This window comes from Nocardiopsis nanhaiensis (assembly GCF_054778635.1).
Genome location: NZ_BAAGZJ010000071.1, coordinates 1 through 25,948 on the forward strand (window position 1 = coordinate 1; position 25,948 = coordinate 25,948).

Here is a 25,948-nt window from a genome sequence, read left to right on the forward strand (position 1 = left end):
CGCAGCGCCCGGTGGAGCGCGGGCAGGTGGCGGGCGGCACGGCGCAGGTCGGCCAGGGCGGTGGAGCCGACGTTCTCGGGCAGCCAGGCCGCACCCTCGCCCAACCACACCTGTTCCAGGGGCAGGCGCAGCCCGGGGTCGGCGGTGGAGCGCACCCAGAACTCCAGGGTCCAGGGGCGGGGACCGCCCTGGGCGCCCTCGTGCTCGGGCTCGCGGAGCACGAACAGCAGCTGGGCCCGGCCGCCGCCGCGCACCCGGGAACGCCATGCGCGCAGGGGCCCGTGCAGTGTTCGCGCCGTGTCCTCGTCGACGCGGGTGCGGTGCCCGGTGAGCGCGGCCGCCAGCCGCGCGGCAGGTGCCTGCTCGGGGGCGGGCACGGGGGTGTCTTCGGAGGCGTATGCGGCCGAGTCGTCTGCTCGGGCCCGGACCACGGCCATCCGACGGGCGGCGGCGTCGGTGAGCAGTTCCAGTGGAGCCAGCACACAGGTCCGCGCCACCTCTTCCCGTGCTGCCCCTTCCCGCGCCGCTCCGTCGCGCGCTGAGCCGCCCCGGCCCGGCACGTGCAGGTGGGCGGAGGCCGACGGCGGCAGGGCGTCGGTGAGCGCCGCCAGGTGCTCCTCGGCGCGGTCCAGCGGCGCGGGCCGCCAGCGCGCTTGCGGGGGCGATCCCACCAGGTCGGGGAGGACACCGCCCGCACGCACCAGGTGTTCGGCGAAGGCGTGGACCGCGCGTAGGTGGGTCAGGGCGGGGCCGACCCCGCAGGGCAGCTGGTCGAGCGCCCCCAGGAGCGTGTCGGCCTCGGCCGAGGACAGTTCCAGGGCCGTGACCCGCCAGGGCAGGAACGCCGCGGGGGAGGGGTCGGTGGAGCCGGACGGCGCCGGGGCGTCGCCGTCCGGCGTGGCAGTACTGGGCAGCGACAGCACCAGATCGGTGGTGTGGGCCGTGTCCGGGTCGAGCCCGGCTTCGGCCACCGCCTCACGCAGTTCCGCGACCCCCGTGCCGAAGGGGTGCGCCCCAGGGGAGCGTCGCGCGTCCCCGTCGGGAACACCCGGTTCCCCCTCGCCCCAGAGCAGCAGCGTGTCCCTTGACCACACACCGTGCAGAACCCGCACCGTAGCGCCCGCCAACCCATACCCCCGTGGTACCGCCTGCCAACGTCGTCGGCCCCAAGTATCGCCGGGACCGACGACGTTGCGTCACGCGCGGACCGGGAAAGGGGCCGAGGGCGGCGTCACAGGTTGCCGGGTACCTCGTTGCCGACCGCTTCGATGCCCTCTTTGAGGTTGGTCCACCACAGCAGCAGGCCGCCGACGATGAAGAACACCACCAGGGAGAAGATGGCGGTGCGGAACCCGCCGGTCAGGTTGACGACCAGGGTGATCGAGGCGGCACCCAGCAGGACCGATCCGCGGTCGGCCAGCTGGAAGAGGCTGAAGTACTCGGCCTCGCGCCCGCGCGGGATGAGCAGTGAGTACAGCGCCCGCGCCAGCGACTGCGTGCCGCCCAGAACCAGCCCGATGCCGGCGCCCAACAGGAAGAACAGCAGCGGGTCGTTCGGGGGCAGGTAGTAGCCGGCCGTGACCAGGAAGCACCAGGCGACCAGGCCGGCGAGAACGGTGTTCTTGGTGCCGAATCGGCGGCCGATCCAACCCATGATCAGGGCGCCGGCGAAGGCGACGAACTGGATGAGCAGGATGGTGCCGCTCAGCACCTCCAGCGGCAGTCCCAGATCCTGGCTCGCGAAGCTGCCCGCGAAGTAGATGACGGCCTGGATGCCGTTGTTGAACAGAACGAACGCGATCAGGAACTTCAGCGTGTTGGGGAAGCGCCGCATCTCGCCCAGAGTGCGCAAGTACTGCTTGAGTGAGGACCCCAGTTTGGGAGCCCCTGGCCCGGCGGCGAGTTTGCCGTACCGGTTGCGCAGCAGCCGGATGCCGATGACGGAGAACCCCAGCCACCACACGCCCACCGAGGCGAAGGCGATGCGCACCGCGTGGTCCTCCGCCACACCCAGGTCCCCAGCGAAGGCCAGCAGACCCAGGTGTGCGGCGAGCAGGATCCCCCCGCCCAGATAGGCCATCGACCACCCGGTCACCGAGACGCGGTTGCGTTCCTCGGAGGTCGCGATCTCCGGCAGGAAGGCGTTGAACACCACCAGGGACATCCCGTAGAACGTGTTGCCCACGATGAACAGCAGTGCCGCGACCTGGTAGTCGCTGGTGAAGTACAGCGAACTCACGCACAGCGATCCGATGGCGGCCAGCCAGAACAGCCACCGCTTCTTGTACTGGGTGTGGTCGGCCAGTGCCCCCACGACGGGCAGCAGTACCAGCAGAAGGATCCCCGCAACGGTGGTCACCAAGGGATGCAGCGAGTTCGGGTGCACGCTGAACCACTCGACCCCGAGCGGGTAGAGGAGCAGGCCCGGTTGGGAGCAGTCGTCGCCCGCTCCCGCCTCCGCGCAGGCCAACCCCGACAGGTAGGGGCCGATGAGGACCGTGACCACCGAGGTGATGAACACCTGGTTGGCCCAGTCGTAGGTGTACCAGCCGCGCTGTTCGCGCCTGCGCTGCTTGGGGTCGGGCGACGGTGAGTTGTCCGCCGCCGGGGCAGAGGGGGTGGTGGACATGGAGGGGTTATCCGTTCCGGGTGGGGTTGCCGGGGTTCCAGCGGCCGCGCCTGACCAGGAGCTCGCGCAGTGCGGTCGTGTTGTCCGTGACGATCCCGTCCACACCCGCGTCGAGCAGCCGCTCCATCACCTCGGGCGTGTTGATCGTCCACACGTGGACCTGCATGCCGAGCCGGTGCGCGGTGCGGATCACGTCCCGGCTGAGCAGGGGGAAGCCGTTGTGGCTCAGCGGGATCTGGGCGCAGACCGGGACGCGGCTGGCGGCCGGGCGCAGCAGCGGGGACAGGGACGCCAGCCGGAGCCGGGCCACGTCCACCGGTCCGCAGGAGGTCGCCACACGGGGGCCGAAGAGGTGGCGGGCCCGATTGAGGCGGTCTTGGTCGAAGGAGCCCACGCACACCCGGTCCCAGGCGCCCGTGCGGCGGAGCACGTCCAGCAGGGGCAGGACGGCGCCGTCCGACTTCAGGTCGATGTTGAACCGGGCTCCGGGCCAGGAGCCGAGCAGGTCCTCCAAAGCGGGCACCGGTTCCTTGCCCGCGACCCGGGCTCGGGCGACCTCGCGGTGGGGCAGAGCGGAGATGGCACCGACCCGGTCGGTGGTGCGGTCCAGGGTGTCGTCGTGGAAGGCCATGAGCACGCCGTCGCTGGTGGCGTGCACGTCCGTCTCCAGGTACGTGAAGCCGAGGTCGACGGCGTGTTGGAAGGCCACTGCGGTGTTCTCCAGCTCAGTGCGCCGCACGCCCCTGTCATCGGTGAGCCACCCGCCCCTGTGGGCGAGGGCGACGGGCACGGGGGAGGAAAGGTACGCGTGTGTCACGTCTGCAGTATGCCGGTTGTGGCGCGGCGGCCGCTCGTCTGCGGCACGCCGTGTTGGATAGGCGAAAAAGCTGGCATTCCAGGTGTCACGAGTGCCCTACTCACGGCTCCTTGTAGGGGGAAGGGTTTCGTCTCCCCCTCGGAAGGGATCTGTTCATGTCGCACACCCCCGACGGCCTCCCCTGCCAGCGTGCTCTCTGCAACCGTGCGCCGTCCGCCGCCTGGCGGCCGGCGCGGACCCCGGCGCGGACCCCGCGCCGCGGTATGTCCGTGGGCCGGTGCGGGGCGCCGGTCCTGGCGGGGCACCGCACCCCCGGTGACGTGCACCGGCTGGCCCAGCAGATGGCCGAGGTCCTCGTGGGCCGACGGGCCCCGGAGGTCCTTCGCCACCACGTGACGGTTCCGGTCCGGGAGGAGCTGCGCCGCCTCCGGGGAACGGTGAGCTGCGCGTTGGCGCCCCGCTTGGCCCGGGTGTTCCACCAGCCGCTCGGGACGGGCGCGGTGGAGGCCAGTGCCGTGATCGACTGCGACCGGCGTACGCGGGTGTTCGCCTTCCGGCTCCGCAGGGAGGAGGGGCGCTGGGTCTGCACCCGCCTGGAGACCGATCAGAGGCGATGAGGGTCGGAGCACCGACCCGCTGACCGAAAGGCCCAGTAAGGCTGGATTTGCCCTTTATCGCGTCGATAGAGTCCCGGTGGGATCACCCTCTGACCGGGACCTCTCCGGCTAGATGTATTCCCAGCACCCAATGGGAAGGAGGAGGCGGACCGTGCACCCCTGAGCACGGCCGCCACCTGAGCATGAAACCCGCTGACATCGCTTACCTGCACAGTCTCAGCGCACCGTCACTGTCCCCGGACGGTGGCCGAGCGGTCTTCGCCGTGACCCGGCCGGACCTGAAGGAGGACGCCTACCTAGGCTCCCTGTGGAGCGTGCCCACCGACGGCGCCGAGAGGCCCAGACAACTCACCCGGGGAAGCCGGGACGGTGCCCCCGCCTTCTCTCCCGACGGCCGGTGGATCGCCTTCCTCCGGCCCGACGAGGACAAGCGCCCCCAGATCCACGTGCTGCCCGTCGACGGCGGCGAGCCGTGGAAGATCACCGACCACCCCTTGGGCACGGGCCAGTTCACCTGGAGCCCCGACTCGACCCGGTTGGCCTACAACGCGCGCGTGCCGGAGGACGGACGCTACGTGGGGGGCGCACCGGACAAGGAGCCGCCGCGCCGGATCACCACCTTCAAGTACCGAATCGACAACATCGGCTTCACCGTCGACCGGCCCCAGCACATCTTCGTGAGTGCCCCGATCGACCCGACGGGGGAGACCGGCGAGGGGGAGCCGCCCGAACCGATCCGGGTCACCGAAGGCGACCGGGACCACGGCCGTCCCCTGTGGACACCGGACGGCACCGGCCTGGTGTTCGACGGCGCACTGCACGAGACCCGCGACACCGACCTGATCCAGGACGTGTGGACGTGTGCCCCGGAGGCCGGGGCCCGACCGCGCAGAATCACCCGGGGCGGCCTGGGTGGGCGCGCCGTGAGCCTGTCCGAGGACGGCGCCACGGTGTACTTCGTCGCCGACGACCTGGGCCCCGACGGCGGCGACTTCGTGGGCAGGGTCAGCGGACTGTGGTCGGTGCCCTTCGACGGTTCCGCCGCTCCCCGGCGTCTCACCGGCACCGAGGACCCGCGCATGACCGCGAGTACGCAGGCCACCGAACAGGGTGTGCTGGTCGCGGGCGAGAACCGCGGGGCGGTCGAGCTCTACCGGGTCACCCCCGAGGGCGAGCTCTCCACCCTGCTGGGCGGGCACGTCGAGGTCCAGGGTTTCGACCACGCCAACGGCGTGACCGTGGCGGTGGCCGCGGGCGAGCGGGACAGCGGCGAGCTCTACGTCCTCACCCAGGACGGCACCCGGGCCCTGACCTCCTTCACCAGCGAGTCCCTGGACCCGGTTCCGGTGACCGAGCTGACGGCGCACACCGCCGAGGGCCACCCGGTCCACGGGTGGGTGGCGGTGCCCGAGGGCGAGGGGCCGCACCCGGTCCTGCTGATGATCCACGGGGGTCCCTTCGCCCAGTACGGCTGGCAGCTCTTCGACGAGACCCAGGTCTACGCCGCTGCCGGGTACGCGGTGGTGTACTGCAACCCGCGCGGCTCCTCCGGCTACGGCCAGGAGCACGGGCGGGCGGTCATCGGTTCGGTGGGCGCTGTCACCGCGACCGACCTGCTGGCCTTCCTGGACCAGGCACTCGAGGACGAGCGCCTGGACGCCTCCAGGGTGGGTGTCATGGGCGGCTCGCACGGCGGGTTCATGACCACGTGGATCGCGGCCCACCACGGGGAGCGCTTCCGGGGCGCGATCAGCGAGCGCGCGGTCAACGCGATCGAGAGCATGCACGGCTCCTCCGACATCGGGGCCTTCTTCCCGGGGCCGCTGTACGGTCCCCCGGAGACCTGGCCCAAGGAGAGCCCGCTCACGTACGCGGACCAGATCGACAAGCCCTTCCTGATCATCCACTCCGAGCAGGACTGGCGCTGCCCGCTTGAACAGGCCCAGCGCCTGTACGTGGCGCTCAAACGGCGCGGGCACGAGACCGAGATGCTGGTGTTCCCGGGTGAGGGGCACGAGTTGACGCGCTCGGGCCTGCCCAGCCACCGGGTGTCCCGGTTCGATGCGGTCTTGGACTGGTGGGACCGCCACTTGTGATGTCCGGGGTCGGGCGCGCACCCAGCCCGGCCCCTTCCCTGTTTCACTGTGATACGCATCACGGTCAACTCGGCGCTTGGTCGGGTTTTGGCGTGCACTCCTCGGGAAGAATGGGCCCTCACCCGCGCCCACAGCGGGCTTCCCGCGCTCGACGCGTCCAGTGCAGGTCAGGTGGGTTGCCCAAGCGAAGGTAACGAACGGGTCGCGTTCAGTCCGAGTGATGACCTAGTGTTCCCCCCAGGTCGGAACGTCCCAGTTCGTCACCACCAGGGTGACAGCGTCTGACTTTCCGTTGCACTCTGCTCAACAGCTGTCCTTTTCCCAGGAGCAGAGGCCGTCACAACGCCCGGCGACTCCTTGCGGCCCTTCTCGCCGCCGCCGGATCCCCTGAACACGTGTCCCCACGCCGTCCCTCGGCGTGCCTTCGGGATGCCCATGTGCCGGTAAACGGGTGTGGGAGAAAGGCAGTCGGTGCTTTGACTCGCAACTCCGAACCCCGACGTCGCCTCGCGACGGTCGGCTTCGTCGCCCTCGGCGCCGTGGTGCTCTCCTCCGGTGTGGCGCTGGCTGAGCCCTCGGAGTCCGAGGCGCGTGAACGCTACGAAGAGCTCGAGGAGGAGCTCTCTGTCCTGAATGCCGCCTACAACGACGCGGAGGAAGACCAGGCCGCGGCCGAGGCCCAGCTCGAGGACCTCGAGGAGCAGCTGGAGGACGCGCAGGAGGACCTGGACTCCGTGTCCGGTCAGATCTCCGTGATCGTGCAGAGCGTCTACCGGGGCGCCACGCACAACCCCATGGATGTCCTGATCGGCGGCGACGCCGACAGCGCGCTGAATAACATCGCCGACCTGAACTACCTCTCGGAGAGGCAGCAGACGGTGCTCTCCGATTACGTGAGCGACGTCGAGCACGCCGAGGAGCTACACGGCGCCGCCGAAGCCTCCGAGGAGACCGCGGCCGAGGCCCTGGAGGCAGCCGAGGCCGCCATGACCCAGGGCGAGAGCGCCCTGGACGAGCAGGCCGAGGTCCTCGAGGAGCTCGGCGGGGTCGACCCGACCGCCGGCGAGGCCAATCAGGCCTCGAACGACGGCGGTTCCTCCGGCGGGGACGCCGCCGTCTCCGGTGACGTCCAGGCCGTCCTGGACTTCGCCCGTGACCAGATCGGCAAGCCCTACGTCTGGGGTGGTACCGGACCGGACGGCTTCGACTGCTCCGGCCTGACCCAGGCCGCCTGGGCCGAGGCGGGCGTGAGCCTGCCCCGCACCACCTACGACCAGGTCAACGCCGGAACCCCGGTCTCCCGTGACCAGCTCGAGCCGGGTGACCTGCTCTTCTTCTACAGCGAGTCGTCCCCGAGCCACGTGGGCATCTACTCCGGAAACGGCAACATGATCCACGGCTCCAACCCGGCCAAGCCGCTGGAGGAGATCGACCTGGCCTCCTACTGGGACAGCGTCTTCACCGGCGCGGTCCGCCCGGGCTAGGGCGTGTTCGGTGGGTGCTGCCCGTCGCGAGCGGCGTATCCAGTGGTGCTGGCACAAGGCCGAAGAAGGAGTCAGCCCGGGTTTGGCTGTCGACTTATGAGAACGCCGTGACAGTGCCGCTGGGGCGACGCGCAGCAGGGTATGTGTCCGCCGAACATGCCCTAGGGCGAGAGCAGGCACGAGGGTAGCCGGGGCCGGTGTGCGAACACCGTTCCCGGCTCCCTTTCGTGTGGCCCGCGGTCCGCCTTGTGAAATCGAGCGAGAAAAATCCTTCGCCAGGGCTTGCATCCCGCACCCGGGTACAGGCTTACCGTCGAGATATGAGCGACCACGAGCACACTGACAGCACCGAGTCCGCCGACTGGGTCCCCTCTGCCTGCACCCTGCCCACGGCCGAGCGGCCGCTGCGCGTCGCCGAGTTCGACGCGCTGTTCGGCCAGGCCGTACGCACGGTCGATCGGCCCGGGCCCGAGAGGTTGCGCCTAGGGCTGGAGCATCGTCCCGATATCGCGGCTCGGGCCGCCGAGCTCTCCGCCCGGGAGAACGGTTGCTGCTCGTTCTTCACTTTCGACCTGGTCATCGCCGCGGGAAACCTGGTGTTGGAGGTGGCGGTGCCACCACACCAAACCGGGGTCTTGGACGCCCTGTACGCGCGCGTCGGCGAAGCGGCCGGGATGCCATGACGGGCACGGCGGCCCCGGCACAGCTCCGCACCGGTCAGGTGGCGGAGCTGGCGGGGGTCAACATCCAGACGCTCCGCTACTACGAGCGCCGAGGCCTGATCGCCGAGCCCGAGCGCAGCCTCGGCGGGCACCGCCTCTACCCGGAGTCGACCGTCACGCAGGTGAAGGTCATCAAAGCGGCCCAGCGGCTCGGCTTCAGCCTGGCCGACATTGCCCACCTGATCAGCGCTGGTCGGCCCGGCCATCCCACCCCCGACCTGCAGGCGCATGCGCGCGCCAAGATCGAGGAGATCGACGCCCGGGTCGCGGACCTGATGACCATTCGCCGGTCCCTTGCCCAGGTGGTGGCCGCCCGCTGCGACAGTTTGGACCGCTGCACCTGCGCTGACTGCCCGCTGCCGTTCGCCGAACTGGTGCACCGGGAACCGGAGTGACCGAACGCCGGGGCACGGTGGAGACTGGGCCGGGGTTTCACCGGCGCAGGTAGCCGCGTATCCTACGGCCCATGGGTCGTCTACTTCTCAAGGTCGCCGCGGCTATCGCGGCCGTGATCGTCGTTTTCTGGCTGCTGTCCGTGATCATCGGCCTGCTGGTGTGGGTCGTCATGATCGGTCTGGTCGTCGGTGTCATCTTCCTCGGGGTCCGGATGCTGAAGTCCGACTCCGGCCTGCGGAGCTGACCCCGGTCCCCGCCGAGGCGGGGACGGATCCGGGTGTTCCGGATATCCGGGCAGCCGCGGTGATGTGACACATCGGGGCAGAAGATCTCACGCTGTGTAGGCAAACCCCGCTATAGTGACTGTGTGTCACTGAATAAGCACGTAGGGTCCCATGTTGATGGGGTGTCGCACCGAGGCCGGGTGGAACGCGTCACCACCCGCGTCTACCGCAACGACTGGAGTGCGCTGACACCACCCGCGACCGGCTGCTGGGCACCGGAACTCAGCGTCAGCGTCGTCATCCCCGCCCGGGGTGGACAGGACCGCCTCGACCTCACCCTGGGCTCCCTCTCCGTCCAGACCTACCCGGCACACCTCCTCGACGTCGTGGTCGTCGACGACCACTCCTCACCACCGCTCCGTCTGCCCGACCAGCGCCCGGAACGGTGCCGCGTGGTGGCCGCGCCCGACGGCGGCTGGGGTGCCGGTTACGCCCGCGCCTACGGTGCCCACGCCAGCACCGGCGACATCCTGCTCTGGATGGACGCCGACATGGTCGCCTGCCCCGAGTTCGTCGAGGCCCAGGCCCGCTGGCACCACACCCACGCCGAATGCGTCACCCTCGGCCGCATCCGCTTCACCGACGCCGAACCCCAAGGCCCCGCGGACGTGCTCTCCGCGGCCCGCTCGGGCAACCTGCACCGGGAACTGGACACGGGTAGCCGCCACGGATGGGTCGAACACCTCCTCGACCAGACCGATCACCTGCGCGACGCCGACCACCTGGGCTTCCACGCACACGTGGGCGCCGCGGCGGCCGTCCGGCGCACTCTCTACGAGGCGGCGGGCGGAGTCGACCCCGACCTCGATCTCGGCCAGGACACCGAGTTCGGCTACCGGCTGTGGCAGGCCGGGGCGGTCCTGGTCCCCGAACGCACGGCCACCGCCTGGCACGTGGGCGCGGCCTCCACAGCCCGCACCCGCCTGCCCTCGGAACGCTTCCGCACAGAGGTCCTCGCCGAACTCATGCCGCACCCGCACGCCTACCGCGAACGCGTTCCGGAACCGCGCCGCCGGACCCCGCTGGTCCACGCCGTCGTGGACGTGGACGGAGCCCCCTACCACCTCGTGCGCGCATGCGTGGACCGGCTCCTCGCCAGTACCGAGACCGACCTGGCCGTGACCCTGGTCGCCGACTGGGAGTGCGCCGAGGCCGCCCCCGGCGGGATGGACGGACCCCACCTGGACCTGCGCCTCGTCCAGGCCAACTACCTGCGCGAACCCCGGCTCAGCTTCTCCTCCAGCGTGCCCAAGACCGGCTTCCCCTCGCCCTTCCTCCTCCAGCTCCCCGTCGCCTGGGGGCTCGGCGAGGTCGCCCTGTCCCGCCTCCTGGCCAGCACGGAACGGGCCCGCGCCGGGCTCACCGAACTCTTCCCCGCCGCCTCACCCACTCGCGACGCCGGGGTGAGGCTGTGGCGCACCCGTGCCCTGGCCCGTGCCATGCGCGTGTGCGGAGAGGACGAGGACCTGGCCGACGTGGTCGCCGAAGTGCACGGCCGCTACCGCATCCACGGCGGCGAGGACACCCTCACCGACCTCACCCAGTACCGGCCGCCCCCGCCGCGCCCGGCCCCTCGGGAACAGGGCCCCGACCGAAGCCGGGACACCGAACACCCGCGGGAGGAGAACGGCCTCCAGGACGGCGGTGCAAGGGACGGCGAGGAGGATGGTGAGGGGGACGGTGAACCCGAGCCGGACGCGTTCCCGGACCGGACGCGGCGCCGCGGCCTCCGAGCGCGGCTGCGTTCCCTCTGGTCCCGGGCCTGCCGCGCCTCCGGCCGGGATATGCCCGGCCCCGACGATTGATCACGGCGACGGTCCGATGGCCGCTGTTTCGACCGGAGACCACGGCCCGTCAGAGGCCGCCCCGTCCTGACCGGCGACAACCGCTCTGACCGGTCCCGACCGGTTCCGGAACGCGCAACGGGCGTGCCACGACCGTGGCACGCCCGCAACCCCTGGCCCCGGCGGGCACTCGTCCTCGCCGGGAACGGATCAGGAACCGATCGCGTCGATCGACTCCAGCAGGTCGGCACGCAGGGAGTCGTCGACCGGGGTCGAGTCGGTCTCGTCGGAGGCCTCCTGCTGGCCCTCCTCGCTCACCACGTACTTCAGGAACGCCTTGACCCGCTCGGCCTCGTTCTCGTCCGGGTAGTCCAGGCACACCGTCTCGTAGGCCACCAGGACCAGCGGGTAGCTGCCCGGCTCGGTGGTGCCGAAGTCCAGGTCCAGCGCCAGGTCGTACTCGCTGGTGTTGTCCTCGCGGCGCGGGGATTCGGCCACGACCTTGGCGGCCGCTTCCGGCGAGATCTCGACGAAATCGTCGCCCACACCGATGTCGGCGGTCGGCAGACCGTGCAGGTGGGACATCTCCACGTACCCGATGGCGCCGTCGGCCCGCGAGACCGTGTCGGCGATACCGCTGTTGCCCTGTGCCGACTCACGCGGGGTGATCGGCCACTGGCCGTCGGCCTCGTGCGGCCAGGAGTCGGGGGCCGCCTCGGACAGATAGTGCGTGAAGTTCTCCGTCGTGCCGGAGTCGTCGGCCCTGTTCACCTGGGTGATCGCCAGATTCGGCAGGTCGAGGTCGGGGTTGTCCTCCGCGATCTCCGGGTCGTCCCAGTGCGTGATGTCCTGGTTGAAGATCCGCGCCACCGTGTCCGGTCTCAGGTTGATCGAGTCGATCCCCTCCAGGTTGAACACCACGGCGATGGCCACCACGTATCCGGGCAGGTTGATGGTGTCGGACTCGCCGCAGCGCTCCAGGGCGTCGACGTTCTCCTCCGGGTCCATCGGAGCATCCGTACCGGCGAACGTCACCGCCCCGTCGATGAACTGGTTGCGGCCGCCACCCGACCCGATCGAGTCGTAGTAGACGCGCGCGTCCTCGCAGGCCGACTGGTAGCCCGCGATCCACGTCGTCATCGCGTTCTCCTGGGCGCTGGACCCGGACCCGTGCAGACTCCCCGAGAAGCACTCCAGATCGTCGGGGACGGCCGGGGCGGCCCCCTCGACGGCGTCGTCGCTGCCGCAGGCGGTGGTCGCCAGCAGCAGTCCGGCCAACGCGGCCGAGGCGGCGCCCCGGTAGGCGCGGGAGCCGCGGCGGGTGCGGTCCTGGGTGCGGGTGCGCTTATTGGACGGGAGCACGCTGCCTCTATCCCCTTCGTCGGTGTCGGTGGTCCTTATTGTCATCACCGCTCGCAGCCGGTCCTCGGCGCGTTGTCGCTGGTAATGGAACACCGCCGAAGAATTTAATCATTTCGGGGCCACCTGTCCCAACGCGGGTGCGTGCGGAACCGGACGAGTCCGTGGCGGCTCGGGGGACTCCGGGTGGACAGCAGGTGAACGAGGAGTTTTCCACCGGTGAAAGGTGGCAGGGAGGGAGCTTCCGGGCAATCTCCGGGGGAGTGCGTGCAGGCGTGCATGACACGCCGGACCGAAGGGCAGTGATCCCCAGTAATGAGTCCGCACAGTGCGCCCCGGAACGTCCCCGCCACACCGACGTCCACCTACCGACTGCAGCTGAGGCCCGGTTTCACCCTGGCCGACGCGACCGCGCTGCTCGACCACCTGCACCGGCTGGGGGCGGGCGCCGTCTACCTGTCACCCATCCTCACCGCCACCCCCGGTTCCGACCACGGCTACGACGTGGTGGATCCCACACGGGTCTCCGAAGCCCTGGGCGGTGAACGGGCGCACCGCGAACTCGCCGACCGGGCCCACGCTCTCGGCATGGGCGTGGTCGTCGACATCGTGCCCAACCACATGTCCGTGGCCCGGCCCGACGCCAACCCGTGGTGGTGGGACGTTCTGGCGCGCGGACGTGACTCGGTGTACGCGCGCTGCTTCGACGTGGACTTCGACTCCGGACCGATCCTGGTGCCCGTCCTCGGGGACCACGGCGACGGCGGCCGCGCCGCCCTGGACGACCTCACCCTCGCCGACGGCCACCTCGTCTACTTCGACCAGCGTTTCCCTCTGGCCGTCGGCACCCACGAACCGGGCGACAGCGCGGCGACCGTGCACGCACGCCAGCACTACCGACTCGTCTCCTGGCGGCGCGGCGACAGCGAACTCAACTACCGGCGCTTCTTCGACGTCGACCACCTCGCCGCCGTCCGGGTGGAGGAACCCGGGGTCTTCGACGCCGCCCACGCCGAGATCCTCCGCTGGGCCGCCGACGGCAGAGCCGACGGGCTCCGGGTGGACCACGTCGACGGACTCAGCGACCCCGGCGGCTACCTGCGCCGCCTGGCCGAACGCTTCCACGGATGGATCGTCGTCGAGAAGATCCTCGCCCCCGGAGAGACGCTGCCCCGCTCCTGGCCGGTAGCCGGCACCACCGGGTACGACGCCCTCCGCCAGATCTGCGGCGTGTTCGTCGACCCCGACGCGGAACCCGTCCTCACCGCACTGGCCGCCGAACACGGAGTGGCCACCGACGTCGGCGCGATCGACCACCAAGCCCGCGCCCGCGCCGCCGCCGACCTCCTGCGCGCCGAGGTATGCCGCATCGCCGCCCTGGTCCCGGACCCCGGCGGCGAGGGGGACCGGCGCTCCGCGACCCGCCGGGAAGAGGCCGTCGCCGAACTCCTCACGTCCTTCGACGTCTACCGCTCCTACCTGCCCGAAGCCGAACCCGCCTGGGCCCGCGCCGTACACGCGGCCGCCGCGCGCCGACCCGACCTCGAACCCGTCCTGAAGACCCTCGACCGGGCCGTCCGCGAGGACCCCCACGGCGAGCTCGCCCACCGCGTCCAACAGACCAGCGCCATGGTCGTGGCCATGGGCACCGAGAACACGGCGTTCTACAGGGGTACCCGCTTCGCCGCCCTGAACGAGGTCGGCGGCGACCCCGCGCGGTTCGGCGTGGATGTGACCGCCTTCCACGAAGCCAACCTTCGCCGCGAAGCCGCCGAACCCCACACCATGACCACGCTGACCACGCACGACACCAAACGTTCCGAGGACGTGCGGGCCCGCCTGGCCGCCCTCTCCGAGGTCCCCTCGGACTTCGCCGAGGCCGTGCGCCGCTGGACGCGGCAGGCGCCGCTGCCCGAGCCCTCCCTCGACCTCCTCGGCTGGCAGACCCTGGTCGGTGCCTGGCCCGTCAGCGACGAACGCCTCGTCGAGTACCTCCTCAAGGCGGCCCGCGAAGCCCGCCTCGGAACCTCCTGGACCGCCCAGGACACCGACTTCGAGGACCGGATCCGCGCCTGGCCCGCCCAGATCCAAGGAGAACTGCGCGCCGACGTCGAAGCCCTGGTCGACACGGTGCGCGCGGCGGGGTGGAGCAACTCCCTGGCGCAGAAGGCCGTCCAGCTCCTCGGCCCAGGGGTGCCCGACATCTACCAGGGCACGGAGCTCTGGGACCTGTCCCTGGTCGACCCGGACAACCGCAGGCCCGTCGACCACCAGAGGCGCACCGAACTCCTCTCCCGCCTCGAAACCGGCTGGAAACCCCCGGTCGACGACACCGGGGCTGCCAAACTCCACCTGGTCCGCACCTGTCTGCGCATCCGGGGCGAACTACGGCCGGACGGCTACCTGCCGCTGACCGCCGAGGGCCCGTCCGCCGAGCACGCACTGGCCTTCACCCGCACCACCCGGGGCTCCCGCCGACCGGCCCTGGCGGTGGTCGCGACCCGGCTGCCGCTGACCCTGTCCGACGCCGGAGGCTGGGGCGACACGGTCCTCCCGCTGCCCTCCGGCCCGGGGGAGTGGACCGACCACCTCACCGGCCGGACGCTCGCGCCGGAACGCATGGACGGCCTCACCACCGCCCGCCTCTCCGAAGTCCTGGACACCTACCCGGTGGCGGTCCTGGTGCGGCGGTGAACACCGGTGCGCCGGTAAGCTGGCCGCGATCATGATGAACACCCACTCCGGTCCCGCCCTGCGCATGCCCAACTCCGTCGCGGCGGTCCTGACCTGCCCCGTCTGCGGCCAGCCCCTCGAACGGGACCCCCGCGGGCTGCTCTGCGCCTCCGGCCACAGCTTCAACGTCGCCCGTGAGGGCTACGCCGGGCTCCTCACCGGAGCGACCCCGCCGGGAACCGGTGACAGCAAGGACATGGTCGCCGCCCGCTTGCGCTTCCAGGAGAAGGGCCACTACGACCCCATCGGTCAGGCACTGGCCGCACAGCTCTCGAAAGAGCCAGCTGCCTCCCAAGGGGTGGTCGTCGACGTCGGCGGCGGTACTGGGCACTACCTCACCCAGGTCCTGGAAAGCCTCCCCGAAACCGTCGGCCTGACCACCGACGTCTCCAAGTTCGCCGCCCGGAAAGCAGCCAGGTCCCACCCGCGCGGCGGAGCCGTCACCTGCGACTCCTGGCGCACCCTGCCCCTCGCCGACGGCACTGCCGACGCTCTTCTCAACGTGTTCGCGCCACGCAACGCCGCCGAGTTCCACCGCGTACTCAAGGCCAACGGCATGCTCCTGGTGGTCACACCCGCCGCCGACCACCTCGCCGAACCGCGCACCGCGCTCGGGCTGCTGGAGGTCGACCCCCGCAAGGACGAGCGGCTCGCCGACAGCCTGGGAGACCACTTCACCCGCGAAGGCACCCAAGAGCTGGGCTTCACCATGGATCTGTCGCACGACGACGTGCACACCGTCGTGGGCATGGGCCCCAGCGCCCGCCACATCACCCCGGAGGACCTGGCAGCCCGGGTGTCGAAACTCCCGGAGCCCTTCACCACCACCGCGTCGGTCCGCGTGGGCCTCTACCGGCCGACGCTGCTCTAGAGCGGGCCCGGCCACCCTGCCCCGCGTGGCGATCGCCCCCGGTGGGTAGGCAGTCCTGCGTGAACGAACTGCCCACGGAACCGACTCTGGCCGCCTCCCCTGGGCGGGGGGTTCTCGGCGACTTCTCTGTCTGGGCTCCCCACGCCCGGTGGGTTCGTGTACGGGTCGACGGCTTCGACCATCCCATGCAGGCCGACACCATCGCCGACGGCTGGTGGCACGCGCAGGTGGACGGGGCCGGACCCGGTTCGGACTACGCCTACCTCTTGGACGACGACGACCGGCTCCTGCCCGACCCGCGCTCCCTCCGGCAGCCGGACGGGGTCCACGCGCCCAGCCGTGTCTACGACCACGACGCGCACATGTGGGCCGATGGCGACTGGACGGGCCGCCCTCTCGCCGGGGCCGTGATCTACGAGCTCCACGTCGGTACCTTTACCTCCGAAGGCACGCTCACCGCCGCCGTCGACCGTCTCGGCCACCTGGTCGACCTCGGTGTCACCCACGTCGAGCTGATGCCCCTCAACGCCTTCGACGGCACCCACGGCTGGGGCTACGACGGTGTCCTGTGGTCCGCCGTCCACGAACCCTATGGCGGGCCCGACGCACTCAAGGGGTTCGTCGACGCCTGCCACCGCCGCGGGCTGGCCGTCCTCCTGGACGTGGTGTACAACCACCTCGGCCCGTCCGGCGCCTACCTGCCGCGCTTCGGCCCCTACTTCTCCGGCGAGAACGCCTGGGGGCCGTCCCTCAACCTGGACGGGCCGGACTCGGACCCCGTCCGCGACCTGGTCGTCGAGGGTGCCCTGGACTGGTTGCGCCACTTCCACCTTGACGGGCTGCGCCTGGACGCCGTGCACGCCCTGCACGACGACCGTGCGGTCCCGATCCTCGCCGAACTCTCCGCGGAGGTCGACGCCCTGGCCACCGGACTCGGCCGCCCCCTCCCCCTGATCGCCGAGTCCGACCGCAACGATGCCCGCACCGTCCTGCCCCGAGAGGCGGGCGGTCTGGGAATGACCGCGCAGTGGTCCGACGATCTCCACCACGCCCTGCACGTGGCCCTGACCGGTGAGACCCACGGCTACTACGCGGACTTCGAAGGGCCGGAGGTGCTCCCCGACGTGCTGCGGCGCGTCTTCCGGCACGACGGGAACCGGTCCAGCTTCCGGGGTAGGCGGCACGGGGCCCCCGTCGACACCGCACGCGTCCCGGGCAGCCGCTTCCTCGGCTATCTCAGCACCCACGACCAGATCGGCAACCGGGCCCGGGGCGACCGCATGGGCGAATACGTCTCACCGGGTCTGCTCACCTGCGGTGCCGCGCTTGTCCTCTGCTCTCCGTACACACCCATGATCTTCATGGGTGAGGAGTGGGGCGCGACCACACCGTGGCCGTTCTTCGCCTCCTTCACCGACCCGGCCCTGGCCGACGGGGTGCGCCGCGGCCGTCGGCGCGAGTTCGAGGGGCTGGGCTGGGCGGAGGAGGACATCCCCGACCCCATGGATCCGGCCACCCGCGACGGCGCGGTCCTGGACTGGTCGGAGGCGGAGCACGAACCCCGCCAGCTGGTCCTGGACACCTACCGGTCCCTGATCGCCCTGCGCCGGTCCGAACCGGAGCTCTCCGATCCGCGGCTGGACCGTTTCGCGGTCACCGCCAGCAGCGACGGGCGGTTGATCGTGCTCTCCCGCGGCTCCCTGCGCCTGGTCTGCAACCTGGGCGCCGAGGAGGTCGAGGTCAAACTGGACGCCGCCCCTCGGGAGCTGCTGCTCGCCAACGGTTACCCCCGGGTCGGCGGCATCGCGGTGGTGGTGCCGGGCGAGTTCTTCGCTGTGCTGCGGGTCTGAGCCGTCGGAGAGCGTGGTCCGACGGCCGGGGCTCGGGCCGGTTCTAGCCGACGGGGCCGCTGAAGTCGGCCTCGTCCTCGCCGTTGACCATGGACACCGTCATGGTGCCGGGTGCCTCCGGCGCGTCGCAGGACAGCTCCATGCTGTGCGTGCCGGCCTCGGCCTCGGTGACCGGGGCGTCGGAGTCGGCCGGGTGCGTCGCCCCGTCTTCGTAGGAGCACTGCATGTCGAGGTTGGCCAGCCCGAAGACCCTCTCCAGCTGGGGCACCTCGATGGTCAGGGTGAAGACCGCCTGACCCGCCGCATCGAGGGTGACGTCGTCCACCGTGTAGACGACGTCCTCCTCGACCCCGTCCTGGAACTCGTGCTCGTAGGCGCCCACCGGGTGCGCGAAGGCGGCGCCCTCACCGAAGGCGTACTCGTGACCGTCCCCGTCCCCTTCGGGCTCGGCTGGTTCTCCGTCTTCTGCTTCGGGCGCGGGCTCGTCCGTCGTGTCCTCGGGCGGGCCGATCGATTCGGATCCCGCGTCGGTGGCCGTCTCGTCGACGGCCGGTGGGTCCTCCATGGACATCTCCTGTGCCGAGGAACCACACCCGGCCGCCGCGAGAGCGATCGGTAGTGCTAGTGCGTATGGGATGATTCGTCGCATAACCCCACGTTAAGTGAGGTTTAGCGGCTTTCTCGGGTCTTGTCGGGGCCTCATCCGGCCAGCACTCGAAGTACACCCACCCACTGCTCGGGCGTCACCACACCCACCGGAGCGCTCGGGGCGATCCCCGCCTTCCGCAGGGCCGCAGCCACCTTCCGGGCCGGGTACTCCCGCCGCAGCGACGCCGCGAGCGAACCGCCCACCCCGGTGAAACCGATTTCGACCATGCGCCGGTACTCACCCGTCTGCTCCTGAGGCACCAGGGGCTCGGCCCGTCGGGTCAGCACCAGCAGCCCGGCGTCCACCCGGGGCGCGGGACGGAAGCGGTCCCGGCTGATCCGCCCGGCCAGCCGCCACGACCACTGGGGCCAGGTGAGTACGGTCAACCGGCTCCACCGGCCGTAGGCGCCGGTGCGTTTGCGCGCGTACTCCAGCTGGGTGACGAGCGTGGCGGAGGTGAGGCTGGGAGCCTTCAGGCACCACCGGACGATGTCGGCGGTCCGCGAGTACGGGATGTTGCCGACGACCGCGAACGGTTCCCGGGGCGCGGATGACCGGGTGAAGTCACCGCGCACCACCCGCACACCCCGGGCCGGGTCCCGGTAGCGGTCGGAGAGCCGCGCGGCCAGCTGCGGGTCGAGTTCGTGGGCGATCACGCTGCGGGCGGCGGGGGAGAGGAAACGGGTGATGGCGCCGTCCCCGGAGCCCACCTCCACCACTAGGTCCTTGGGGCCCACCCCGGCCACCCGTACCACCCAGCGGGCGGTGGCGGGGTCGGCGAGGAAGTTCTGGGAGAGGCGGCGCCGGTTGCCGGACCGCCGCTCCTCCCCGCTTCGGGTTTTCGCACGTCGGGACTTCCCGCGGGGTTCGCCGCCACGCTGATGCTTGGCGTGTGGCTTGTCGGCGCGTGGGCGTCGGGCGTTCGGGTGCTTGTTGTCGCGGGGGCTGGTGCCCTGCTTCTTGGCGTGGGGGTTCGCGCCGTGCCGGGGGCCGGTGCCGCTGTTCTCGCGTGGGTTGCGTGCCACGAGTGGTCCGTTCTGCCGCCCGTGCGGGGCGGCGGACGCGGACGGGCAGCACGAGGGGGCGCGGCACCGCGAGGGTGCGCGCCACAGAGGAAGGTCCGTGGTTGCCCGTCCGGAAGGAATGAGGACGTCGGCGGAACCTGGACCGATACGCGTGAAGGGAGCCCCCTGGCACCGCCGACGTCGCACCCGCAGGTACGGGAACGGCGGTGCGCTCTGAGGGGCCCGGCTACCGGTCCAGCTGCGCGGACCGGAGGCGTGCGAAGGTTTCAGCGGTCACGGGCCAGGCGAACCGGCCCTGGATGATCGCGTGGAAAGCTGCCATGGCGCTCACGGTAGAGGGGCGGCACTCCTCCGGGCAACGGGTTTTCCGGGCGCCCCGTGCGCGTCACGGACCCGCTTCACACTCACCGCGCGCCACCGAAAACCGGTCGCGTGGCCCGGCCTGACCACGCGATACTCGCGTCCATGCCAGACTTCTCCGACTTCGACACCCGCCACTACCGGACCGTCGACGTGGCCACCGGCTACGACGGCTGGTCCAGCACCTACGAGGACTCGGTCCTGGACGCCATGGACCTCGACCTGCTCAACGGACTTACCGCACCGGACTGGTCCGAGGCCCGCCGCGTCGCCGACCTGGGGTGCGGCACCGGGCGCACCGGGGCCTGGCTCCGGGAACAGGGGACGGCGCACGTGGACGGCGTGGACCTCAGCGCCGGGATGCTCGCCCTCGCCGAGAAACGCGGCGCCCACGACACTCTCGCCCAAGGCGACGTCCGCGCGACCGGTCTGCCCGGCAACACCTACGACCTGGTCATCGCCTCGCTCATCGACGAGCACCTGCCCGACCTCGCGCCCTTCTACGCGGAGGCCTGGCGGCTCACCAAACCGGGCGGGCGCTGCGTGCTGGTCGCCTACCACCCGCAGTTCATCATGGCCTCCGGCATGCCCACCCACTTCACCGACGCGTCAGGCGAGGAGATCGCGATCACCACCCACGTGCACCTGCTCGGTGACCACGTGCGCGCCGCCCTCGGCAGCGGATGGCGGTTGGCGGAGCTGAACGAGGCGGTCGTGGACGACGGCTGGGTGGCGGCCAAACCCAAGTGGGAACGCTTCCGCGGCTACCCGATCTCGGCCGCGTTCGTGTGGACCAAGCCCGCCTGACCGAACCCGCGCCCGGGCCCGCCCGTATCCCGATCAGGGCGCGGTGAGCATCCGTGTCCACAGGCCCTGGTGCCGCTGGATGTAGTCGGCGGCCGCACCCCAGTGGTCGGCGTGCCCCTCGGAGTGCAGGCGGGCCCAGGGTTGCTGGCCGGTCCGCCCCCCTTCTTCCAGGAGTTCGAACATGGCGCGCACCCGCAGCAGGGCGGCCCCGGGGAGTTCGAGGCGCTGGTCGGCGTCACAGCCGTAGCCGTCGGCCAGCGCCCGCAGCCTTTCGCCCGCGGTCTCGGGGCCGCCGCCCTCATGCAGCGGCACGAAACCGTGCGCGGCGTAGCCCAGGTCCCCCATCCGGGTGCCCGGTGCGGCGCCGTCCCAGTCGATGAACGTCCACAGCTCCGGCAGGCGCGTCCCACTGGCGTCGAAGGCCTCCTGGCTGCCCTGGGGGTCGCGGACCAGGTTCCAGGGGGCGAGGTCGTAGTGGCAGATGACCTCGGGTTCCTCGGGCGGGAACACTGATTCCCACACCGCGCCCTCCTGGGACCGGTATCCGGCGGTGAGGTCGTGCAGTCGCCGGATCATCGAACCCAGCCTGCGCAGTTCGGCGGCGGTCATCGGCGGCATCCGGTCGGCCATGGTGCCGGGTGCGTGGGCCAGCCGCTGATGGCCCGCGGGGCGCTCGCCGTAGGAGACGGGGGAACCCGAGAAACCGCGCAGGTGGAGGTAGCGCAGGAGGGACGTCACAGCGGGGGAGGAACGGGTCCAGGGCTTGCGCACGGTCCGGCCGATCCGCAGGACCTGGGCGGAGACGTTTCCGCCCTCCAGGACTTCCATGTCGTCTTCGGATGGGGTGGTGTCTCCGGATGGGGCAGTGGGGGAGGGGTCGAAGTGTGCCACGCTCCCATGTTCACCCGGGGCGGCCGGGGCGTCCACCGGGTTTCCGGACCTCGGTGGGTCACCTCTGGTCCCGCGGACCGGTCTCTCCGTTCCCGCTGTCCCCGAGCCCCTCAGCGCTCTTCCTCTCCGCCAGCTCCAAGGCGGCCTGCTCCGCGGTTTCGATGGCCGCGTCGTCGATCCGCAGCAGGGGGATCACCAGGGTGAGCACCAGCAGGGCCATGCAGAGGAACATCGGCTGGAGGCCGATGAACTCGGCGAGCAGACCACCGGCCGCGGCGCCCAGGGGACGGGTCCCCCACGCGAACAGCCGGTAGACGCTGTTGACCCTCCCCAACAGCGCGCCCGGGGCCATGCGCTGCCTCAGGGACACGGTGATCACGTTCCACATGGTGACCCCGAGTCCACCGAGGACGAAGCCCAGACCGACCAGCCAGACATCGGTGGTCAGCCCAGGAGCCACCAGTATCACGCAGAACAGGACGACGCTCAGCCACAGCGACCGGGTACGGCCGAGCACCCGCTCGAACCACGCGGTGGCGAACGCCCCGACCACGCTGCCCACGGCGACCATCGCGAACAGGAGGCCGAAGGCCGCTTCGGTGAGGCCCATGGGGGAGCCGGACCCCACGACGAAGAGCGCCACCACCCCGAAGAGCGCGGAGAAGGCGAAGTTGGAGACGCCGACCATGAGGGCGAAGGTGCGCAGGAGCCGGTGCCGCCAGAGGAACCGCACCCCTTCGGCGATGTCGGCACGCATGCTGGTCGGCGGTCCGGTGCGGGCCACCTTGTAGCGGCCGCGCACCAGTAACAGCGCACCCACGGCCGCGAACCACAGGGCCGCCGGGGTCACGAAGGCCAGGCCCACACTCACCGCCACCAGGGCGCTGCCCAAGGTCGGGCCGACGAACTCCTGGCTGCTCAGCTCCACCGCGAACAGGCGCCCATTGGCCCGGGAGAGGCGGTCGCGGGGCACCAGCTGCGGCAGGATCGACTGCGCCGAGGTGTCGTAGACGGTCTCGGTCATACCGATGAGAAAGGCCACCGCGTAGAGCAACCAGACCGACCCGAAGTCGAAGGCGACGGACAGGGTCAGGAGCGCAGCCAAGCTGCCGCGCATCACGTTGGCGCCGAGCATGGCCAGCCTTCGGTCCACCCGGTCGGCCAGCGCCCCGGCGGGCAGCGCGAAGAATAGCCACGGCAGGCTCAGCGCCACCAGGATCCCCGAGATGAGGGCGGGGGAGTCGGTGAAGCGCAGCGCCACCAAGGGCAGCGCGACCTTCAAGACGCCGTCGGCGAGGTTGGATCCCCCGGAGGCGGTCAACAGGGACCAGAAGGGTGCGCCCAGACCGCTGGTGCCCCGCTCTGCCACGCACCGGGGTGGTGGCACCTCGTCTTCGGCCATGGGTTGAGACTGCCAGATCGATCGACAAAACTCAATCGATTCAGAAAGATCAATGGATCGGTGCGGATCGGTTACGCTGCACGCATGGCAGAACCGGACCCTGACCCGCCCCAGCCCCCGAGCCCGGCGCCGCGCCGCAGGCGTCCGGCCACGGCAAAGGAGGCCAAGGCCCTGAGTCACCCGCTGCGCCTGCGCATCCTGCGCCTGTGCCTGGCCCGGGAGCTCACCAACAAGGAACTGGCCGACCGGCTCGACACCACCCCGGGCACGGTGCTCTATCATGTCCGCCATTTGGTCGGCGCTGGACTGCTCGTCGCCGCCCCGGTGCGCACCGGCACCGGCGGTGCCCTGGAGAAGCCCTACCGCGCCACCGGTGAGAGCTGGTGGCTGGACGGCCCCTTGCAGGACATGACGGGGGAGGAGCGCATCGCACCGGTCACCGCCTTCCAAGAGGAACTCGCCGAAGCGGGGGCCGACTCGGTGCGCACCTACGCCCGGTTCGTCCTGCACCTGAACGACGAGGAACTCGACGAGCTCGACCAGCGCCTCCTCGCGGTCATCGACGAGTACATGGCCACCGACGACCAGCGCCTGGACCGGCCCGCCTACGGCGGCGCCATCATCTTGCACCGAACGGGCGAGTAACCCACCGCAGGATCAGAACGACTGCCACGGGCCCTTCGGCGGACCCTGCCCCAGCCCCGGCTCCGACCAGTCGCACACCCCGTCGGCGAACACCTCCTCAGCGAGTTCGGTCTGCTCCTCGTCGAACTCCGCCGGGTGCTCCCGCGCGTCGAACGGGGTCAGGCGGCACTTGACGATGTCGGAGGCCAACGGGCCGCCCGCCGCGGTCCTGGGGGAACCGTGCGTGGGGAACTCGTCGGCGCACCGGTCGCCCTGCCCTCCCGGTAGCGGGAGCTGTTCCGCCGCCACCCGTTCGTCGCCGATCCAGCAGGAGTCCGTCAGCCACTCCGGACGGCTCCGCTCCAGGTAGTCGGCCGGGTCGGCACCGGGGCGGGTGCGGGAGAGCTCGTCGGCCGCGGTCACCCAGGCGTCCAGTTCGGTCAGGGCCCGGCCGGCCACCGGCTGGTCGGCGGAGAACACCCCGCCGTAGTGGTCCTCCACCAGCATCACCTGGTTGTCGGCGGACCCGTTGGCGGCCATCAGCCGCTCGCGCGTGGAGAACGAGTGGTAGCGCATGTGGATGTCGCCGCCCTCCGCGTCGTCCTGGTAGGGACGGTGGTCCACGATCGGGATGTCGGCGAGGCCGCCGCCCCCGTGCAGCAGGCGCCCGCTGTCGTAGGCCGCACGGACGGCTGCTTGATCGCCCACCGTGCGTTCGGGCACCACGCCGCCGTCCTGGTCGAAACCGCCCACGTGCTCGTTCAGGTGCAGGAACTCGTCCACGTCGATGTCCCCTTCCACCAGGGACGATAGCCCGTACTGGATCCCCACGTTGTCCAACGGACGACGCACCAGACCGGTGTCCGGGTGGGTCCCGTAGACGTTCGCGGCGTGCGAGTACATGTCGCAGCGGGCCCCGTCGGGGTTGTCCTCGGGGTGGTAGCGCTCGGCGGCGGGCAGCTCGTCGGGACACTCGCCCTGGGGATCGATCCGGGACGCGGCCCCCGCCATGGCCCCGATACCCTCCCAGGACCCGAAGCCGGACACGGCGCGCTGCTGCTCCCGGGTCAGGCTCCCGGGGTGCTCCTCGGCGTAGGACTGCAGGAGCAGGGCGTCGGTGACGGCGGGCGCGGTCGCGAACCCGACGTCGGGGTAGCTCTGCGAGACCACCATCCCGTCGAGCAGCCCCGGATAGTTGTCGCCGATCTGGTGCCCCTGGTACGCGCCGCCGGAGTTGCCCCAGCCCAGCGTGTGCTCAGGCACCCCGTAGGTGAGGGCGAACCGCTCCTTGACCGCGCTCATGGTCTCGGCGGCCAGGAGGTCGTCGCAGTTGTTGCCGAACACGTTCAACGAGGCGGAGGCCACCGCGTACCCCTCCGAGAGCATGCCGTGGTCCACGACCCCGGCGGTGTCGCTCCCCTGGATGTACCAGCCGCCCGGGCACCCGCCACCGAACTTGTACACGAGGCGGTGGTTCCAGCCCTCGGGCGGGGTCCACGGATCCGGTGCGTCCTCGCGCGGGTCGTGCAGGACGGCCGTCTCATACACGGACCGGTTGGCCGTGCCCGTCTCCACCCGTACCGTGTACGGGACCTCGTCGCCGGACGCGGTGGTCGTGTACGCGACGTCGGCGGGCAGCCGGTCGCCCTCGGGCAGCGGGGCGAACTCCCCGTCGGTGGTGCGGTACACGTACCCCACCACGGTCTCCACCGAGCAGTCGTCGTCCAACGGGGCACCCAGGTGCCCGCCCCAAGCCAGTTCGAAGTCCTCGGTCCCGCACACGAACGGGTCCTGGTGCGGGCCCGCGAACACCGGGCCCGTGATCGGGTGGTTGGTGACCACCGTGCGGGCTTCTTCCGGGGCCTCGGCCCCCTCGGCCGAGGCGGCCAGGGCGGTCTGCCCCTCGGGCAGGTCCGGGACCAGGCCCTCCAACGCGTTACCGCCGCCGGGCAGGTGGACGGGGCGCAATCGGTCGGTGACGTCCGTGCCGTCCGCCGCCAACCGGACCCGGTGGGGTTCGACAGTGCGCGGCACCTCCACCCGCACCAGGACGGTTCCGTCCATGACCGTGTCCGGGCGTGCGGAGAGCACACGGACCCGCAGCTCGCCGGGAAGCTCATCGGTGACGGGCTGTACCGGAGCGGCCGAAGGGGGCAGGGACACCGCCGAGGCCTGGTCGAGCAGGGGGGTGCCGGAGACGGTGAAGAGGACGGCGGTCGCGGAGGCGCCGAACCCCAGGGACACGCGGCCCCACAGGCGGTTCACCAGGTACTCCCGGAATCCCCGGAGTGCCGGGAACTCCCGGAGCGCGCGGGCGCGCCCGTACTTGTCGTGGACTTGGGGCTTTGGTGGCAGTTGTGACCGCTGTCGCACGGGGTGATGGTCTCCGCGCGACCAAAGCAGGAGCTGGGGACACACCGGCTATGAGACGGGCTTTGCACTCCCATGCCGCCACCGATACCCCGTTCGGGGGACAAGAACACCAAAGGCCCGGTGACCACATCTGTCCAGTGCGGTCACCGGGCCGACAGGTTCAATGACGGAGCCG

20 protein-coding genes and 1 pseudogene are annotated in these 25,948 nt (G+C 71.1%); 12 read left to right on the forward strand and 9 right to left on the reverse strand.

All coding sequences use genetic code 11. The annotated features are described in order from the left end of the window. The 3 genes and pseudogenes from ACYVD1_RS26320 to ACYVD1_RS26330 form a co-directional block, all read right to left on the reverse strand. Positions 1–1,112 (reverse strand): annotated as a pseudogene (locus tag ACYVD1_RS26320) (ATP-dependent helicase); the annotation flags it as partial. Positions 1,113–1,231: 119 nt separating this feature from the next. After that, the gene (locus tag ACYVD1_RS26325; RefSeq protein WP_460777166.1) at positions 1,232–2,629 is read right to left on the reverse strand and encodes an MFS transporter; all 1,398 of its coding nucleotides are present in this window, start codon (positions 2,627–2,629) and stop codon (positions 1,232–1,234) included. A 7-nt stretch (positions 2,630–2,636) separates the two neighbouring features. Then, positions 2,637–3,446 carry a glycerophosphodiester phosphodiesterase gene (locus ACYVD1_RS26330; RefSeq protein ID WP_460777167.1) on the reverse strand — a complete coding sequence of 270 codons (810 nt, stop codon included), beginning with the start codon at positions 3,444–3,446 and terminating at the stop codon, positions 2,637–2,639. 155 nt (positions 3,447–3,601) lie between these two features. On the opposite strand from ACYVD1_RS26330, the gene ACYVD1_RS26335 reads away from it, so the two are divergent. The 7 genes from ACYVD1_RS26335 (at position 3,602) to ACYVD1_RS26365 (ending at position 10,850) form a co-directional block, all read left to right on the forward strand. Continuing rightward, on the forward strand, positions 3,602–4,063 hold the full coding sequence (locus ACYVD1_RS26335) for an Rv3235 family protein (RefSeq protein ID WP_460777168.1): 462 nt from the start codon (positions 3,602–3,604) through the stop codon (positions 4,061–4,063). Positions 4,064–4,245: 182 nt separating this feature from the next. After that, a complete protein-coding gene (locus ACYVD1_RS26340; protein WP_460777169.1) occupies positions 4,246–6,159 on the forward strand; it encodes a S9 family peptidase in 1,914 nt (637 codons plus the stop codon). Between the two features lie 476 nt (positions 6,160–6,635). Beyond that, positions 6,636–7,643 (forward strand): C40 family peptidase, encoded by a 1,008-nt coding sequence (locus ACYVD1_RS26345; protein WP_460777170.1) that lies wholly within the window; start codon positions 6,636–6,638, stop codon positions 7,641–7,643. A gap of 320 nt (positions 7,644–7,963) precedes the next feature. Further along, entirely contained in the window at positions 7,964–8,326 is a 363-nt protein-coding gene (locus tag ACYVD1_RS26350; RefSeq protein ID WP_460777171.1) for a hypothetical protein, read from the forward strand. Then, positions 8,323–8,760: a MerR family transcriptional regulator gene (locus tag ACYVD1_RS26355; protein ID WP_460777172.1), complete on the forward strand. Its 438-nt coding sequence runs from the start codon at positions 8,323–8,325 to the stop codon at positions 8,758–8,760. Before ACYVD1_RS26350 ends, ACYVD1_RS26355 begins: the two co-directional genes overlap by 4 nt. A gap of 71 nt (positions 8,761–8,831) precedes the next feature. Beyond that, the gene (locus ACYVD1_RS26360) at positions 8,832–9,005 is read left to right on the forward strand and encodes a hypothetical protein (protein ID WP_460777173.1); all 174 of its coding nucleotides are present in this window, start codon (positions 8,832–8,834) and stop codon (positions 9,003–9,005) included. Between the two features lie 180 nt (positions 9,006–9,185). Next, the gene (locus ACYVD1_RS26365) at positions 9,186–10,850 is read left to right on the forward strand and encodes a glycosyltransferase family 2 protein (protein ID WP_460777174.1); all 1,665 of its coding nucleotides are present in this window, start codon (positions 9,186–9,188) and stop codon (positions 10,848–10,850) included. A 189-nt stretch (positions 10,851–11,039) separates the two neighbouring features. Here the strand turns inward: ACYVD1_RS26365 and pstS are convergent, their stop codons facing one another. Continuing rightward, positions 11,040–12,191: a phosphate ABC transporter substrate-binding protein PstS gene (gene pstS, locus ACYVD1_RS26370; protein WP_460777197.1), complete on the reverse strand. Its 1,152-nt coding sequence runs from the start codon at positions 12,189–12,191 to the stop codon at positions 11,040–11,042. A gap of 312 nt (positions 12,192–12,503) precedes the next feature. On the opposite strand from pstS, the gene treY reads away from it, so the two are divergent. Genes treY through treZ form a run of 3 tightly spaced genes read left to right on the forward strand, consistent with a single transcriptional unit; the run spans position 12,504 to position 17,642 of the window. Beyond that, complete coding sequence (gene treY / locus ACYVD1_RS26375; protein ID WP_460777175.1) at positions 12,504–14,882, forward strand: malto-oligosyltrehalose synthase; 2,379 nt, start codon at positions 12,504–12,506, stop codon at positions 14,880–14,882. A 31-nt stretch (positions 14,883–14,913) separates the two neighbouring features. Next, positions 14,914–15,792, forward strand: a complete 879-nt coding sequence (locus ACYVD1_RS26380) for a putative RNA methyltransferase (protein WP_460777176.1) — start codon at positions 14,914–14,916, stop codon at positions 15,790–15,792. Positions 15,793–15,851: 59 nt separating this feature from the next. Beyond that, the gene (gene treZ, locus ACYVD1_RS26385) at positions 15,852–17,642 is read left to right on the forward strand and encodes a malto-oligosyltrehalose trehalohydrolase (protein WP_460777177.1); all 1,791 of its coding nucleotides are present in this window, start codon (positions 15,852–15,854) and stop codon (positions 17,640–17,642) included. A 43-nt stretch (positions 17,643–17,685) separates the two neighbouring features. On the opposite strand, the gene ACYVD1_RS26390 is transcribed toward treZ, so the two are convergent. Then, positions 17,686–18,207, reverse strand: coding sequence for a hypothetical protein (locus ACYVD1_RS26390; protein ID WP_460777178.1), 522 nt, complete (start codon positions 18,205–18,207; stop codon positions 17,686–17,688). A gap of 134 nt (positions 18,208–18,341) precedes the next feature. Beyond that, a complete protein-coding gene (gene erm, locus ACYVD1_RS26395; RefSeq protein ID WP_460777179.1) occupies positions 18,342–19,316 on the reverse strand; it encodes an ErmE/ErmH/ErmO/ErmR family 23S rRNA (adenine(2058)-N(6))-methyltransferase in 975 nt (324 codons plus the stop codon). A gap of 465 nt (positions 19,317–19,781) precedes the next feature. On the opposite strand from erm, the gene ACYVD1_RS26400 reads away from it, so the two are divergent. Continuing rightward, entirely contained in the window at positions 19,782–20,483 is a 702-nt protein-coding gene (locus ACYVD1_RS26400; RefSeq protein WP_460777180.1) for a class I SAM-dependent DNA methyltransferase, read from the forward strand. A 33-nt stretch (positions 20,484–20,516) separates the two neighbouring features. Here ACYVD1_RS26400 and ACYVD1_RS26405 read toward each other — a convergent pair whose 3' ends face one another. Both ACYVD1_RS26405 and ACYVD1_RS26410 read right to left on the reverse strand, forming a co-directional pair. Further along, positions 20,517–21,311: an aminoglycoside phosphotransferase/kinase family protein gene (locus tag ACYVD1_RS26405; RefSeq protein ID WP_460777198.1), complete on the reverse strand. Its 795-nt coding sequence runs from the start codon at positions 21,309–21,311 to the stop codon at positions 20,517–20,519. A gap of 121 nt (positions 21,312–21,432) precedes the next feature. Then, positions 21,433–22,776, reverse strand: coding sequence for an MFS transporter (locus ACYVD1_RS26410; protein ID WP_460777181.1), 1,344 nt, complete (start codon positions 22,774–22,776; stop codon positions 21,433–21,435). An 84-nt stretch (positions 22,777–22,860) separates the two neighbouring features. Between ACYVD1_RS26410 and ACYVD1_RS26415 the strand changes: the two genes are divergently transcribed. Then, positions 22,861–23,421, forward strand: coding sequence for a helix-turn-helix domain-containing protein (locus ACYVD1_RS26415; RefSeq protein WP_460777182.1), 561 nt, complete (start codon positions 22,861–22,863; stop codon positions 23,419–23,421). A 12-nt stretch (positions 23,422–23,433) separates the two neighbouring features. On the opposite strand, the gene ACYVD1_RS26420 is transcribed toward ACYVD1_RS26415, so the two are convergent. Next, positions 23,434–25,773 carry a DUF6351 family protein gene (locus tag ACYVD1_RS26420; RefSeq protein WP_460777183.1) on the reverse strand — a complete coding sequence of 780 codons (2,340 nt, stop codon included), beginning with the start codon at positions 25,771–25,773 and terminating at the stop codon, positions 23,434–23,436. Between the last annotated feature and the right edge of the window lie 175 nt (positions 25,774–25,948).